The sequence below is a fragment of the Pontibacter sp. 13R65 genome (genome assembly GCF_047525655.1).
In the GTDB taxonomy this organism is placed as follows: Bacteria; Bacteroidota; Bacteroidia; order Cytophagales; family Hymenobacteraceae; genus Pontibacter.
This window is the reverse complement of sequence record NZ_JBLIQL010000006.1, coordinates 206,536-221,979: the sequence shown is the minus strand read 5'-3', so window position 1 is coordinate 221,979 and position 15,444 is coordinate 206,536. Positions and strand designations below refer to the sequence as shown.

General features: G+C 41.7%; 13 protein-coding genes. All 13 read right to left on the bottom strand.

Translation table 11 applies throughout. The features are described 5' to 3' along the window. Positions 1 to 43 precede the first annotated feature (43 nt). On the bottom strand, positions 44 to 991 hold the full coding sequence (locus tag ACMA1I_RS10065) for a hypothetical protein (protein ID WP_337068191.1): 948 nt from the start codon (positions 989 to 991) through the stop codon (positions 44 to 46). A gap of 73 nt (positions 992 to 1,064) precedes the next feature. Next, a complete protein-coding gene (locus tag ACMA1I_RS10060) occupies positions 1,065 to 2,501 on the bottom strand; it encodes an MOP flippase family protein (RefSeq protein ID WP_337068190.1) in 1,437 nt (478 codons plus the stop codon). 157 nt (positions 2,502 to 2,658) lie between these two features. After that, entirely contained in the window at positions 2,659 to 3,447 is a 789-nt protein-coding gene (locus tag ACMA1I_RS10055; protein ID WP_337068189.1) for a glycosyltransferase family 2 protein, read from the bottom strand. Between the two features lie 47 nt (positions 3,448 to 3,494). Beyond that, complete coding sequence (locus ACMA1I_RS10050; RefSeq protein WP_337068188.1) at positions 3,495 to 4,367, bottom strand: glycosyltransferase family 2 protein; 873 nt, start codon at positions 4,365 to 4,367, stop codon at positions 3,495 to 3,497. Between the two features lie 341 nt (positions 4,368 to 4,708). Further along, a complete protein-coding gene (locus tag ACMA1I_RS10045) occupies positions 4,709 to 5,521 on the bottom strand; it encodes a glycosyltransferase family 2 protein (RefSeq protein ID WP_337068187.1) in 813 nt (270 codons plus the stop codon). A 189-nt stretch (positions 5,522 to 5,710) separates the two neighbouring features. Then, complete coding sequence (locus tag ACMA1I_RS10040) at positions 5,711 to 6,526, bottom strand: glycosyltransferase family 2 protein (protein WP_337068186.1); 816 nt, start codon at positions 6,524 to 6,526, stop codon at positions 5,711 to 5,713. A 121-nt stretch (positions 6,527 to 6,647) separates the two neighbouring features. Continuing rightward, entirely contained in the window at positions 6,648 to 7,289 is a 642-nt protein-coding gene (locus tag ACMA1I_RS10035; RefSeq protein ID WP_337068185.1) for an acyltransferase, read from the bottom strand. 49 nt (positions 7,290 to 7,338) lie between these two features. Further along, the gene (locus ACMA1I_RS10030) at positions 7,339 to 8,523 is read right to left on the bottom strand and encodes a glycosyltransferase family 2 protein (RefSeq protein ID WP_337068184.1); all 1,185 of its coding nucleotides are present in this window, start codon (positions 8,521 to 8,523) and stop codon (positions 7,339 to 7,341) included. A 114-nt stretch (positions 8,524 to 8,637) separates the two neighbouring features. Then, the gene (locus tag ACMA1I_RS10025) at positions 8,638 to 9,843 is read right to left on the bottom strand and encodes a glycosyltransferase family 2 protein (protein ID WP_337068183.1); all 1,206 of its coding nucleotides are present in this window, start codon (positions 9,841 to 9,843) and stop codon (positions 8,638 to 8,640) included. Positions 9,844 to 10,010: 167 nt separating this feature from the next. Further along, positions 10,011 to 10,958, bottom strand: a complete 948-nt coding sequence (locus ACMA1I_RS10020) for a glycosyltransferase family 2 protein (RefSeq protein WP_337068182.1) — start codon at positions 10,956 to 10,958, stop codon at positions 10,011 to 10,013. Beyond that, positions 10,951 to 12,399 (bottom strand): O-antigen ligase family protein, encoded by a 1,449-nt coding sequence (locus ACMA1I_RS10015; RefSeq protein ID WP_337068181.1) that lies wholly within the window; start codon positions 12,397 to 12,399, stop codon positions 10,951 to 10,953. Before ACMA1I_RS10015 ends, ACMA1I_RS10020 begins: the two co-directional genes overlap by 8 nt. Before the next feature lie 121 nt (positions 12,400 to 12,520). After that, the gene (locus tag ACMA1I_RS10010) at positions 12,521 to 14,698 is read right to left on the bottom strand and encodes a GumC family protein (protein WP_337068180.1); all 2,178 of its coding nucleotides are present in this window, start codon (positions 14,696 to 14,698) and stop codon (positions 12,521 to 12,523) included. After that, a complete protein-coding gene (locus ACMA1I_RS10005; RefSeq protein ID WP_337068179.1) occupies positions 14,695 to 15,438 on the bottom strand; it encodes a TolC family protein in 744 nt (247 codons plus the stop codon). The genes ACMA1I_RS10010 and ACMA1I_RS10005 overlap by 4 nt, the downstream gene beginning before the upstream one ends. Positions 15,439 to 15,444: the final 6 nt, after the last annotated feature.

Here is a 15,444-nt window from a genome sequence, read left to right as displayed (position 1 = left end):
ATATATGTTTTATGCTCCTGCTGAAGAACCTTAGCAAGCTTCCTCAGTAATATTGCTGCATGAAATTAAGTATATCGTCTGCGGTCTTGGCATGCAGAATTCTTGCTCCTGACAAAGCAGGAAAGATGGTAGTATATTCGTTGAATAGCTCCTCCATGCCATTATTTGAAAGTATGATATTGGTGCCTCCGAAATAGCTAGCCAACGCCGCTGTGCCACCATGCATAGACAGGAAATGATTGGCATTAGCATACACCATCAACTGCAGGTGGTTAAAGTTATTTACTTTTGCTTTGTGCTGCTCGTACAGGTCTTTCAATAAAACTACATCAGGATGATTCTCCTTTAACCATTCATACTCACCCAAATCCAGTATTTCGCTGTTATCTATCGTTATCTGGTTCGAAAGTGGCCTGTTGTAGATTATCTGATACTTGTCTTTATAGGTATCTATGATCTTGCTTAGCGTTGGAATATCGAGGAAGTTAATGGGCGGCTGATCCCACTCTACATTGTATTTGTTGGCAATAATTAAAATAGGTTTATCAAATACAAACAGGTTATTGGTATACTGTTTTTTAAGTGGCACAGCAGCCCATTTCTTAAAGCTTTTGGAGATGCTGTGTGTCATGTTCGGAATGTCGTAATTCTTAAACATGAATGTCGCATCCCGCTCCGCATATTTTTCGGTGTGGTTCTCACTGAAAAAGTAGAACTCCTTGGTGTTGGTGCTGGAGGTCGTGCTCTTTAAGGTACCGTTTAAGTAATGCCAGTAAGCAAAGGGGAGTACATAGGTAATCTCTACCTGAAACTCACCTTCCCAGTTTATCTCCTTATACTTTTTTTTGCTGTGGTAGTCTTTCAGGTAAAACTGAGTTTGGTTGAGCCTGCTGTAATAATTATCTCTTATAAAATAAAGGTAAGCACTTTTTAAGGTGGGGTACCGCAGGCGAACCATGGCTGTGCATAACTTTAAAACGATATTCTTCATAAACTAAATCTAATAAGCTACTGCTGCTAACTACTTTACTTGCTGGTACTATTAGCCGGAGCGTTTACTAATTTTAAAGTGACTGTTTTAGGTTTTTGAGATCAGCTAAAGAGTACTTATAAATTAGGGTTAACACCAGGTAAGTAATACCGCCAATACCGATCTGCACCAATGTGTCGAATAATCCAGAGAACCCTACAAACGATTTATATAGATATACACAAAGTACCATGGATAAGCAGAAGACGGCAATCTTGGAGATGTTTGCCAAAAACGGCTTGAAAAAATCTCCTATTAAGTAGTTAACAATAAAGAAGTTTATGCCGGTGTGAATAATAGTAGCTATTAGGAAAGAACATGCAATTCCTATTACTCCCCAGTATGTGCCCAGCAAATACACCAAAGGAATTTTAATAAAAAGAATGAAGATGTTTAATTTAAAAAGCAGTTGCGGTTTATCCTTTGTAAAAACAAGTGTATAAAGTGGGTGCCCTAAGCAGGAGAGCATACTAACAAAGACAAATATCTTAATTAACGGGAAAGTAGGTTCCCAACCGGTGCCGTATACCAGAGGCACTACACCTTCCGCTGTAATGAACAAGCCAATCAGTAATGGGAAGTTTATAAAGCTAATAAGGTCTAATATTTTAAGGTACGTATTTCGGAGTTCAATTGGCTGCTCTTTAAACTTGGCTATTACTGGGTAGGCAATCTGCAAAATAATTGGGTTTAGCTTCTGGATAGGAAAAACAGAGAGTTGCAAGGCAATTGTATAGTATCCCAGTGCCTGCACGCCCAACATAGAGCTTACTAAAAAATTGTCTGCGTTGCCTTGAACATAGCCTACCACCCCGTCGCCAACATTTACCAGCCCGAATTTTATGTGGTCGTAAATCTCGTTGAGTTTAAAATGAAGCACAGGAAAGAACAGCCTGATTCCAAACACAATCTGTAAGAGAGTCTTAGTCGTAACCATTACGAGGTTACCAATTATGAGAGACATCTCTTCAAAGCCTTGATAAGCCAGGCCAACGGTAGCACTTGTGCCTGCCAGTCCTCCCACTATATCAATAATGGCTACAGACTTAAACCGCAATTCTTTTTGGAGAAGAAATAAATAAATTTGGCCAAAATATATAATAATGAAATTTAAGGAAGAGAGCCTTATCACATTTACAAGTCTTGGCTCTTTATAAAAATCGGCAACAAGCGTAGCACTGAAAAAAACGACTACAGCAATGATGCCGCCTAATAATAAGTTTAAGTAGTATATAGTTGATAATAGCTTTTTATCGTTTTCCTGCTTAGATATAATGGAATTGGAAAATCCCAGATTAGAAAAGATAGAGAAAAAGCCAATCAGCATGGTGCAGATGCCTACTAAACCAAAAGCGGCAGGCTCTAAAAGTCTTGCAAGTACAGCAACTTGTCCAAACTGAAGTACTGTCATTAGAATGGTAGACACAGTAATCCATTTGCCGCCTTTTATTGCTTTCTGCTTAATACTCATAATTATTTTGTAAAATGTAAGCTATTATTGTAGTGCACTTGTGTTATTGAGAACTAAGTTTGTTTGTGATGTAGAGGCGGGGGATAATTCTGCCTATGAACTTATAGGGTTTATAGAACAGGGTATTTGTGCTAAGTCTAGTGCAGTAAACAGCTACCTAACGCGAAAACAGAATATCGTAGTTGTACTTCACTTGCCGGTAAAGGTCTCTAAGAATAGCTATTGCTAGATTGGAGTTTTGGGTCCACGAACTTCGGGTAAGAGTCATGGTGCTAGGCTCTTCTGAAGAGTTTTTCTGAATAAACAGACTTTTATAGTCGTTGTAAAACAAGCTCTTTCCTTTTTTCTGTATAAAGGAAACACACATCTTGTATTCAGTTTTGTCGCCTTTTATACCCTCGGCATAATTCCCGAATTTTTGCAGAAATGAGCTTCTTCTTAAGTGCGGATGATCGGTGTAGGCGTAAATTTTCTTGTAATTAATGTACCAAGGCTTACACATTTTTTCAGAGAACCCGTTTTTATACGGCTTCAGGTAAGGGTAAGGAACGTAAGCATAGAACGTAATTAGGTCCCACCGATTTTCTGTTTCCATCATGTTGAGAGCATTCTCAAAATGACCTGCAAATGCAGGTGTGGGAATAAAATCTTCCTGTACATAAAGCGTATAGGCTGTTTTAACAGCAGCCTGTCCCTTGTTAATATTATGGCCCAGTCCCTTATTTTCTGGCACAGTCAAAAGCCTGAACATGTATTCCTTTTTCAGGGTTCTCAGGTTTTGCACATGTTCCGGCTTACTACCGTCATCAGAAACAACAATATCATCGAAGGAGCAGTTATAGCTGCGGAATGTCTCGAGTAAACGCTCTAGCGAACTGCTTCTATTGTAATGAGTAATAAGTAAGGTCGTATTTTTGAAATGATGTGTTGAGCCAGGAGAAGACATATTACCAGATTAGCGTGGGTGTAACAACAATTAATGTTATCAGGTTTTTAGCCTTTGTTGAATTTTGGATCGTTAGGATCGTAAAAAGGTACTTCGCTTCGGAAATTTCCTGCCAGCCTGTTCAGTTCCTTCTTTATTCTTTCTAAGGTTGCCTCTGCAAAGCTGCCACTTCGCTGCAGAGTGCGTGTACCTGTCCAGGCGCGGGCTTTGGCTGCTTTTACCTGTTTTATTTTGCCATAGGCCATTAGGTCGAGGCAGAGCTTGCCATCGTCTCCCCAAAACTTTGTTTTGATAAAGCCAACTTTTAAGCCATATTCTTTTACATATCCCATGCTTATACCATAAGCATTAAAATAAGGCCGGTGAATATGTCTTACCTCTGAAATTATGTCCTTCATTTTTTCGAAGATAGCCAGTTGCCAGCGAGGAAAGCCTGGCTCGCTGATAAACGAGTACCTGCCATAGACGCAAACCACGTCACGTTGCTGCAGAACTTTTACCATTTCGGTTATCCAACATGGAGGGTAAAAACAATCAGCATCGCCTAGCAATATGTATTTGCCTTTCGCATTTTCCTGGCCGGTTTGTCTTGCTGGCCCGCATCCTTGCTTTACCTCAAACAGTGACCTTACATGTAGCTTATCTAAAGTTTGCTGAGTACAGTCTTTGGAGTTATTATTTACCACTATAATTTCGAACGGAATAGTGGTTTTCATTCTGGAAAGGGAGGCAATACATCTTAATATATTTATCTCCTCATTAAAGGCCGCAATAATAACACTTACTAAAGGCTCTTCACTTTGAACTGCATCCAGGTTCTTATTAACTTCTTCGAATACTTCGTTAGGTACTTGATCTAACCTTTCATAAGGAAAATTAAAATCGGCTAGCCAGGCGGGGTTTTGTAGCATGTTCGTCATGAGAAAGTGAATATCTGGTTATGACAGCAGATATTTATTGTTAAATATTTATTACTGAAATTAATATTTTACACCTGTAAAAGTAAATAAAATAAACAAAAAACAATATTAAATACTGTTCGATTTTGAACAATTGCAATTTTATTTTTTGTTTTTAACTGCTTCTAATCTTTTACAACATCACAGTCCTAATGGCCACCAGTTTGCCTTACTTTTTAATGCACAGGCCATGTTAGCTATGGTCGGTTTGGCATTGGGCTTTAGGCTTAACATGCTGGTATTCTATGTTGTTTTCTATTAAAAAAGGGTTTGCTGGCTAAAATATTTCTATTCGGCCCTTATTAACTGATGGATCTGTGAGGTTGGAATAATCTTACCTCAAGACTATTCTTCAGAAACCGATATTTAAGGTATAGCCATCTTAAAGCAATAATGGCTGGCGTTTTTTGTTCTCTCCAATTAGCTCGGGCCATAGTACTTGGCTCTACTGAGGAGTTACACTGGTCAAAAAGTTCAGAAAACTCATTAAAGAACAAACCTTTCCCTTTGTTTTTTATAAACGACAGACACATACTAAATTCAGTTTCGTCTCCTTTTCTCCCCTCAGCATATCTGCCAAACTTTTCAAAAAATGAGCTGCGTCTTAAGTGAGGATGGTCGCTGTATACATAAAACTTAAGGTGGTTTGTATACCAAAGAGCCTGCTTAAACTGCATTTCCGAAAAACCTTTGGCTATCGTTTTTAAATAAGGATATTTGAAATACGCATAGAACCTTACCAAGTCTGCATTATGCTGCTCCATCAAAGCTAATGCATTTCTAAAATGCTCCGGAAAGGCTGCCTTTGGTACAAAATCTTCCTGTACGTACAAAGTGTAGGGTGTTCTTACAGCATCCTGGCCTTTGTTTATATTGTTCCCCAGGCCTCCATTTACAGGAGTGGTAATCAACTTAAAATCAAACTGCTCCTGTAACAATTCCAGCCTATCCAAATGCTCTGGTTTGCTGGCATCATCAGAAACTATAACTTCTTCAAAGCTGCAGTTAAGTACGCGGAATGCAGCTAGCAGACGCTCTAAAGAACTGCTTCTGTTGTAATGGGTAATAAGCAGGGTAACATTCTCAAAGCTAAATCTAGATGTTGTATTAGCCATTTGGTAAGAGTAAGTAAGGGTAAAATTTTATGTTTCTGCTACTAAATTTAACTCTAATAATCCTGAAGGGAATTTTCGTTTCAAGCCTCTTGAAGGGCTTTTTCATTAGAATAATTTCGTCAGCTTGGTCATTTTTAATTTAATAGAGCTATTTAAGTATGCAGTCTCATCAGTAGGCACTACTACAAACTAGTTAGAAAAAATCAATTCAAAGGTGTTTTTTATAACTCTAAACTTTAGATAAACTGCTCTAAGCGCTAGTACAGCAGGGTTCTTCTTTTTCCTCCAGTTTTCTCCCCAATGCTTTTCGCGTTGCGCCGCGGGTTCGTCTTCAGAGTTTTTATGCTCAAACAGAACTTCGGAACCGTCGTAATAAAGACCTTTTGCTTTCTTTCGAATTATGGAGAGGCACATACGCCATTCGGTTACATACACATGTTGTTTTTCTTCGTAGCGCCCGAACTTGTCCAGGAAATTTTTTCGTCTTAAATGTGGATGGTCGCTGTAGAAGAAGAACTTTAAATAGTCGCTGTACCATGGCATTTTTTTGAACACCATTTCAGAAAAGTTGTTTTTGTACGGCTTCAGGTAAGGGTATTTGTTCCAGGGGAAAGAATAGAACCTGATCAGATCCCATTGGCTCTCCTGTTTCATGATCTCAAGTGCTTGTTTAAAATTCTCAGCAAAGGCACTTGTTGGATAAAAATCATCTTGAACAAAAATGGTATAGGCAGTCTTTACAGCATCCTGGCCTTTATTTATATTGTTCCCCAGGCCTCCATTAACAGGCGTGGTAATCAATCTGAAGTTAAACTGCTCCTGCAACAGTTTCAGCCTGTCCAAATGCTCTGGTTTGCTGGCGTCATCAGAAACTATAATTTCTTCAAAGCCGCAGTTAAGTTCTTTGAAAGAACTCAATAGCCGCTCGATTGAGCTGCTCCTGTTATAGTGAGTTATCAGTAAGGTAACTTCCGGAAAGTAGTAGTTGCTGCTTAAGGTTGCCATTGTTTAAATTTTATAAATATTTTATCTATTACACAGGTAAAGTTTAGGAGCAACACTGCTATTGGGGATAGTGTTACTTTGCCGGCATAATGTTTAAGGCTCTTATGCAGGAACAGATTGTTTAAATAATTTCTGCCTTCCAGAGCTTCTGGGGCTTTTCCCATAGCCCAGTGCTCATGTTAAACTGCTTCAGAATTTTTGCCGGGTTACCGCCAACTACTGTGTATGCAGGCACATCTTTGGTTACTACACTTCCTGCTGCCACAACAGCATGTTTACCTATCCGGACACCAGCTGTAATCACGGCATTGGCTCCAATCCAGCATTCATCTTCTATCACGATTTCGCCTGTGGTACAAGGCTGGTCCTTAATAGGAACATGCACATTTTCATACCCGTGGTTTAACCCCGAAATGACTACATTTTGTGCGATAATTACCTTGTTCCCAATGGTTGCCGGACCAATTACCACATCAAAAAGACCAACAAAAGTATCATGGCCAATGTGTACAGGACCCATGCCATTGTTTACTACTGCGTAATCTTCTATTACAGCGTTGCTGCCCACCGTAAAAGGGTTAAATGGAAGCACATCTAGCCTTGATTTGCTTCTGAAAACAGCGCTCTTTCCTCTTTCATGATAAAAAGGATTCAGGAACTGACGTACCCACCATCGTGGTCTTGCCTGATTTTTAGGCATTAGCATGTAAAGTGCTACTGCTTTCAGGCGTGCGTCGGACTTTATTTTCTGTATCAGGCTCAAGGGTATGCTTTTTTATTTTAATACTAAATTCAGTTTCGGTTACGATGGCTTATTCAACACCCACAGCCGGAACTGTCGAACGGTTTGCTTTCTCCCAGGCTGCTGGCTGTGCCTTTCTTATAAACCTTAAAAAACCTATAAAAACGGCCACATTCATCATGGTGAAATAGAGCGGAAGGAGCAGTGCTTTTATTTTTTTGCCTTTTGCCTCTGCTTTCCAGCCTGCCCACGACCCAGCGTAAAATATGACCTGCAGCGCAAACACCAGGATATAAAAGGGGCTGTTTTGCAGAGCCAGCATTAGGTTAAGCGGAAACAGGAGCAGTAACATAAGTGGTGCCAGACTCCACCGCAGTACCCGGTGCGATACGTACAGAAATGTTACCACCGGCTGACGAAACGGGTTGAGCAATGCACCTAGTCTGAACATGGACTGCCAGCCTCCCGCACAAATTCTTACTTTGCGCTTCATTTCTTCTGCAATAGAATCAGAGGGGGTTTCGGAGGCGTAAGCCAGTGGCTCATAAACTACCTTAAAGCCTTTTTCTACAATGCGCAACGACTGTACAAAATCATCGAGTATAGTGTCTTTTTCAAGCGGTTGGTAAAGTGCCGACCGGAACGATACTAGTTCTCCTGCAGCTCCCATTAAGCTATAGATATCGGAGTCGCAGCGTTTCAAAAACGATTCGTATTTCCAGTAGAGTCCTTCGCCAGCGCCTGGAGCAGAGTCTTGAGCCATCACCTTCTTTTCTCCTGAAACAGCGCCTACGGCCGGATCTTGGTAATGCTTAGCAATTTCTCTTACAGCCTCTTTGTTCAGGAAAGAATTGCAGTCGGTAAATATTACAAAAGGTGTGTTTATAAACTCCATAGCCCGATTCTCTGCCATGGCTTTGCCTCCGCGAACAGGGGTGTGTAAGTGGAGCACTTCCGGGTAGGCTGCCAGAATTTCTTCCGGGTTGTCGGTAGAGCCATCGGTAATAAATACCAGACGAAGCTTATTTTTAGGATAATCTAAGGCAAGGCAATTTTTTATCTTGCTCTCTAAAATAGGAGCTTCATTATAAGCTGGAACTACCAGGGTAATTTCAGGCTCATAGATTTTTAGTTGTTTCTTCTTTTGAGCTCCTGCTGCCATTTTGGCCCAGACCCACACCACCAGCGCATATCCGAAATAGGTATAAAACACCAAGGCGGCTGCCATCCAAAAGCTAATTTCAATAAACTTCATAATAAGTACTAGTCTTTTTGGTTGCTGATAAAGCTGCTGAAGAAGCCGATTAATAAAAATAGTATGGCTGGGAGGGCAAAAATTTCGAATGGCATGGTGTAATAGTTTTATCTGTTAAACATGAACTTCTGTTGAGACTGCTTTTACCTTGTGTGGGGTAGAAAGAAATGATTTCTTAGCTTTTTTTATCTGGATTAGCGCTTTTACCATGCAGAACAAAGCATAAGGCAACTGAATGAAAGCTTGCAAGAGTTTTGGGTTTTTGTAGAACCGGCCTGGCAGGGCAATAAACAGGGCCGCACTTAACATGAAGAGCAGTATTGCCCAGAAAACGGGGGAGGGGCCAACCGGCACTACCAGCGATACCAGAAAAAGCATTCCTAAAATACCGATCAGCAACATACGTGGTACCAGAAAGGCTTGTGCTACTTTATTAAAGAATTCGTAGTTGCCGGATTTAAGGAACTGTGTAACGCCTTCTGCAGCGTACTTTTTCAGGAATTCTACCTGAGCTGCTATCCAGCGGGTTCTTTGCTGTGTGAAAACCTTGGCGTTTTCTATTTTTTCATCATATACATATACCTCATCGAGGTAGCAGATCTTATCCTGGTTCTTCACTATCCTGAAATCAAGCTCTTTATCTTCGCCTACTGTTTCGCCAATGTTGTTGAGGAGTTCTTTGAGGTAGTTAAAACCGAAAGCCATGCCAGAACCTATTAAGGCAGAAGACATACCGATGGCATAATGCCCTTTTCTGTAAATGTGGTTGTTAATTTCCTCGTTACAGGCATCCAGAAAGGCAAAAGTTGAGTCAAGGTTTTTAGCTGTTCTGTGAGCTTGCACTACTTTATAACCTGCCCCAAACGCCTTGTTCACCTCTTGCAGAAAATCAGCGCCCATAATGTTATCTACATCCAGAATGGCGGCTATATCATATTTATTCTCAGGTAGGATATTTAGAGCGGTAGCCAGCGCTTTGCCTTTAGTGCTTTTCTCAAAGGCCACTTCTATTACGCCTACACCTAAGTTTTTAAGTTTGCTAATGGTTTCTGGCAATAGTCCGTCTGCTATTACAAATACATCAAACTTGCCGGCATACTTATGGTCTAAGGCTGCTTTGCTTGTCTCAAGTACTACTTCATTTTCCTGATATGCTGGAATCAACACGCAGAATGGGCGGTTTTTTTTCAGCAGTTCCTGTAGTGGCTTCGCCTTTTTATGACCTGCCAGCGAGAAGAACAGCAAATAGCAGCAATTCAGTAGCAGGAAAATCCCTAAGCTATACAGTACAATATCAAAGAATAAATCAATTACAAACATGGGTTTTAAAGTTTTGTTATAGCTGTTAGGGTTGTGGGCTGCAGTGCAAGTGCTGTGCTAATTGTTTGTTAAGTGTTTATTGTAAGGGCTGCTCAAATTATTCTAATAAAAACAGCCTTCCTGAGCATTTTGAGGCAATATTTTCAATGGGGTTATGCCTGTTCCTGTTAAGGCAATGCAAGTTCTTTTGGTTGTCGCTGGTTAATGGTGCTGAGGCGACGTGTAGTGTAAATGTTGCGCGTCGTCAGGTTCCACCAAAGCCCCCGGGCCAGTGCCTGTAGGTGTTTCCACTCAAAACTTATGCTGAACTCCAGCACTTTTTTGGGTATGGCGGCCAGCAGGAAGATGAGCATGCTCGACCAGAAAGGCCAGCCGCTAATGTTTCTTCTGATGAAAAGGAGCCGGTTGCGGTTCATGTAATAGGTTTTAAGAACAGATGCCTTGCCCACCGATACAGACTCTTTGTGGTAAATGGTGGAGGAGGCAACATAGTGGCAGCTGTATCCTGCTCTTTTTATCATCTCACACCAATCCAGTTCCTCGTAGTACAGAAAATAAAGCTCGGGCATCAGGCCTACTTTCTCTATTACCTGCCTAGGTACCATCATGGCAGCGCCATCTGCAAGTTTAGTGATGGCCGATTTGTTATGTTGCCCCTTGTCCTGCTCCAACTGCCCAATGGTAATGCTACGGCCTGTCCAGGGGTTTATGCCATGAGAGCCTGCATACTGTATCAGGTTGTCTGTGCCGTGGTAAATAATTTTAGGAGAGGCTACACCAGCCTGCTTGTTCTGTTTAAAGAGGTTTACCATGGGCTCCAAAAAGCCTGGATCTACTTCAGTGTCGTTATTCAGAAAAAGAAGGAACTCGCCTGCTGCGTGTACCACTCCTAAATTGTTGCCTCCAGCAAATCCCAGGTTTTTGGCCGATCGGATGAGCTTTACCTGTGGGTATCGTGCTACAATCTGTTCCGGATCGTCTGAAGGTGAGGCATTATCAACTACAATTATTTCGATGTTCGGGTAACTGATTTTCTGGAGCGAAGCCACCATGTCGCAGGTAACGGCCGCCTGGTTGTAGTTAACCGAAATAATGGAAACCAAGGGGTTAAGCATGTGCTGGAAGTTGTTGTGATGCTGCTTCTTTGTCTAGTTTCGGTCCCAGGAAAATGAAGGCCCACGACACGTAGATAATCATAGAAGACGGAAACATATTCATGGTTTCGTTACCGTAGCTAACTATAATAATACTTGTAAATCCTGCTGTGAGGGCCGTTAGTTTGTAGCGCAGCCCCTTGTCTTTGGTGTTCCACACAATGCCGCAGCTTTTTCCTATGATATACATCATCAGGCTTATCCAGATCACGAAGCCCACGATACCGTATTCCACCCATATTTTTACCCAGTAGCTATCTGGCGGAATAGTAGCCAGGTACGTGCCTGAGTTATAAGTTACACCAGTGTAACCAATGGCTCCAACACCACCCCCGAACGGGCGTGTGCGGAGGTACTCTGTTAACTTAGCCTGGTTAATTAAGCGTGCATTAAATGAATCGTCGTTTGGTTTGATCGCAGATCGCATCCTTCTTATTTCGAAGTGACTTTCGCCAATGCTGGTGTATTTAAGGAAGCAGAAACCGGCAATTACTATGAAAAAAGAGATAATGGTTATTTTAATGTTTTTGTTGATAAACAACACAACGGCTATGCCTACGAACAAGGTGAACACGGCTCCTCTTGTACCTGATATAGACTCACCATACAAAAATGCCAAGGCTGCCAGTGCGCATAATGCTCTTTTCCAAAGTTTAAATGGACCTAGCGCCAGCACGAAGGCAATAATGAACAGGTGTGCCTGCGAAGCGCCGAACTGGCTGGCATCCGGATAAAATGAGAAGGCCCGTAATTGACCCCAGATAAGGTGTGTTACATAACCATAAGAGTCTAACCACTGCTGCTCACCCGGAAAAAGGCCAAGTTTTATCTGCTTTACACCATTTATAGTTGCCAGCAACGACATGGCGGTAATCAGTATTAGGAAAGTGTTCAGGTCTTTGTGCTTGTTGAAAACCGCCATGCAAAGTGGCACAGTAAGCAGCCATAGCAGTGTATACCGGATATCTACCATCCAACCTAAAACACTGGAGCCTGCAGGGTTTAGGAGTTCCAGAATGTTGATAAACATCCAGATGGCGCCAATTACAGTTATTTCATTGCCTGCAAAGGACCAATCAAATTTCCTGTTGGTATGAAAAATGGCACCTAACCAGGAAAGTAAAAGTAAGCCTTCAATTACGTACAGGTACGGAAAGTGACCTATTTCCCTGGCAAATAAGTTAAAGACAAAGCAGTAAGCGATGAAGGTGATAATGCCAACTTTAGGCTCAGTAAAGATAGCGTAGACAAAAGGCAGTAGAAGCAAAATGCTAAGCATTATTCCAGGCACCAGCAAACCGAACTGAGCGGTTAACCAGCCAAAACCCACAGCCGCCATTACTACAAGTAGCAATGCAAAGGCCGGTGACTTTTTTTCAGAAGATATTACAAGTTGCCTCATTAGAGTAATAGTTTGTGCTGTTGATAAGAAGTGAGCAGGTTGTTAATTTTAATTCCTCTTTCGCTCCAGAGCTGCTTTAAACAGAATAAAGCGAAAGAAGAATTAAATGGAAGGTTACTGATTAGGCAGTAGTTAAGGCCTTTGGCGCTTGCAGGGCTTTCTGCTCCTGTGCCACATGCTTCGGACGAACAACCACCATTTCTTTGGCATCGTCTGACTGAACAGCGCTCAGTACAGTCTCGATAGGGGCCGTAGTTACTTTCTGAATATTTTCGAACATAATCTTGTCGGCCTGCTGCCAGGTGCGGTTAGATCGTACGGTAAGCAATACAAGGTCCAGGTGCTTCAACAACGATACTGGGTAAGTGTCTTCCAGCAAGGCCGGGAACTCTACTAATATTACCATGTTGTTGAGGTAACCTACACCTGCCAGATCGGCAATGTTGGCGTCAGTCAGAACACCATGTAGCGGCGCATAAAAACTGCTGTGCACGTCAGCAACAGTTTGACCCTTGTGATTTTCAGGATATAGCACCTGCGTCTCGATGCCCATTGCATAAAGGCTGCTGGCAAGTGTGTGGCAAAGTGCTGTCTTGCCTTCTCCAGACATGCTGCTCAGAACACCCACAACAAATGGTCCTGCTGTGCTATTCTTTTGTCTCATTTTAAGAATAAGCTGGCGGGCCAGTTGGTCTTCAGCGTTTTGAGCAAGCTGTAATTGTTTGGGAGTAGAAGCATCCGTTTCTGGCAGAACTCCAAAAATTGGATACTGGATTTTCTTAGCTGCTACAGATGGCTTGCGTAACGATTGATCTAGGAACGCACGTGTCAGAATAAAGCCAAGCGTAAGTAACATTACTGCAATACCACCTAAAATTGTGATTACAATGCGTAACGAAGTAATAGGGCCGCCCGGAAGGTAAGGAGGATCAATTACCTTTAGTTGCGAAATTATCTCGAAGTTTTGCTGGTTGAGCTTACTTTGTTTCAGGCCATCTAACTGCGCCAGGTACTCTTGCTCCGCCATGTCTACTTCTCTGATAATCATTTTATTCTCAGCACCAAGTGGCATCAGCTTTTCATACTCTCTGGCATACATAGCCTGCTGTTTGTTGATCAGGCTCATTTTGCTTTTCAACTCCTCAATAAGGAAGGTTGTTTTAACCCAATCGGTTAGCATAGCAGCTGTAGGCAAACCTTGTATGGTGTGGGTGTTGGAGTAATGCTTATCCACGGAGCCGAGCATCTTTTTGGATAATTCATCAGCCTCCTGTTTCAGAGCAGCCATGCGGCTTTCCTGGGCAGTGTTTGATTTACCTTTGTTAAGCAGCTCCAGTTGCACAATTTCGGTGGTGATCTTTGAGAGCTTGTTTTTAAGCTGCAGTACTTCCTGGCTGTAGAGGTTTGGAATGCCTCTGTCTTTTAAATTCTGTTCCAGAGAGTTTAAGGTAGAAAGCGCACCGGCATAGTCTATCTCGAGGTCGTTGTACTTACCCATTAAGTTGTTCTTTTCTGTGGCAGTACTTCCAACCTGAGAGTTGAAATCAATAATGTTGTTTGACTTCTGGAAGCTTAACAGATTTTCTTCAGCCTGCTTCAGTTTCTGGAAAGAAGCCTCTGTTGCTTTTTCAAAATAATCGACTACAGACTCAGACTGGGCAGTAAATAATTTTTTGTGATCGCGGATAACTAACTCTGTTAACAGGTCAAGTGTATTCTTGCTATTAGCTGCATCGTTAGAAGTAAACGAAATTTGTAACAGGTCACTTTCTCCTATACGTCTAGCCAGAATTGATTTAAATGCTCTCTCTGAATAAGCCAGGTCGCTTGAATGAATGATATCACGGATAACATTGCTTTTAGAGGCATGGTAATAATTAGATAGGTTTTTAGCTGTTTCTTCTAAGCTTGCTCCAACTAGCTTGGCTTTTAAGGAAGCCGGGATTTGCTCTTGCAGTGTATTATAGGTGCTTTCTTTCAGAATACTGGCATCGTACGACTTCAGCATAAGGTGCGAGGCCAGCAAACGGAAGCCTAACTCTTTTCTGATATCTCTGGAGTCGATGATAGAGATAAGGTTAGCAAATGCATTGTTAGCGGCCTTGTATTGTGCTGTGCTTTCTGTAACGTTACCTAGGTTATAACCTGTTGCTATACCCGTATAAATGGTGGTGTCTGAGGTGTATTGGTCATCTTGGCCTTCTGTGAAGAAGTATATAGATGCCATCGTGACAGAGGTTACTGCTATTAGCAGGAACCAGTTTCGGCTTATAAGTCTGAAAATTTCTGTTAGCTTCATTTTATTTGTATTAAGTCGATTATTCTTACTCCAATTGTTTCTTCCATCATTAGAAGATTTGTCTCGTAATTGATTTTGGCTGATTGTAATGCCACAGCAGTGTTTGTATAGTTTTGCTGCACATTAGACATAACATCTATCATTATTTCGCCACTCTTAAACTGTTTTTCTGCCAACTCATGGCTTACAACCGCCGACTGAAAAGACTGCTGATGTAACTCTAGCTGCGCCTTTGCCAGCACTAAGCTTTGGTACATGGTAATGACGCGCTGTCTGATCTCTCTTTCAGTAAGTTTTCTGCCAGCCTCAACCTGCGCAATGGCCAGGTCTTGTTGTTTTATGGTGTTGTGGCGGCTCAATAACTCACCTAGTGGCAACGACACGTTAAAGCCAAGGGAGTAGTTTGCTCGTAACGGCGAGTTAAAGGCGTTGAAGGAGTTCACTGGTTCGCCAGCCCAACCAAAGTTGTTCCAGGTGCCGTATTGATAAGAAGAGGTTAAGGCAAAACCACTATAAAATCTTTTCTTAATGATCTTTTTCTGCTCCAGGGCCATCAGCTTTCCGGCATCTGCGTGCTCCAGTTCTGCAGCGTTTGCAAGGGCGGCATCAATTAGTATTGAGAGAGCATACTCGGAGTTAAATAACTTTTTTTCCCAGTCAGGACTTAAAGCGGCATCGGTTTGAGCAAAGGCAAATATGCCCTGCAGCACCAATAAAATTGCGAGTGAAATTTTTCTCATATTAAG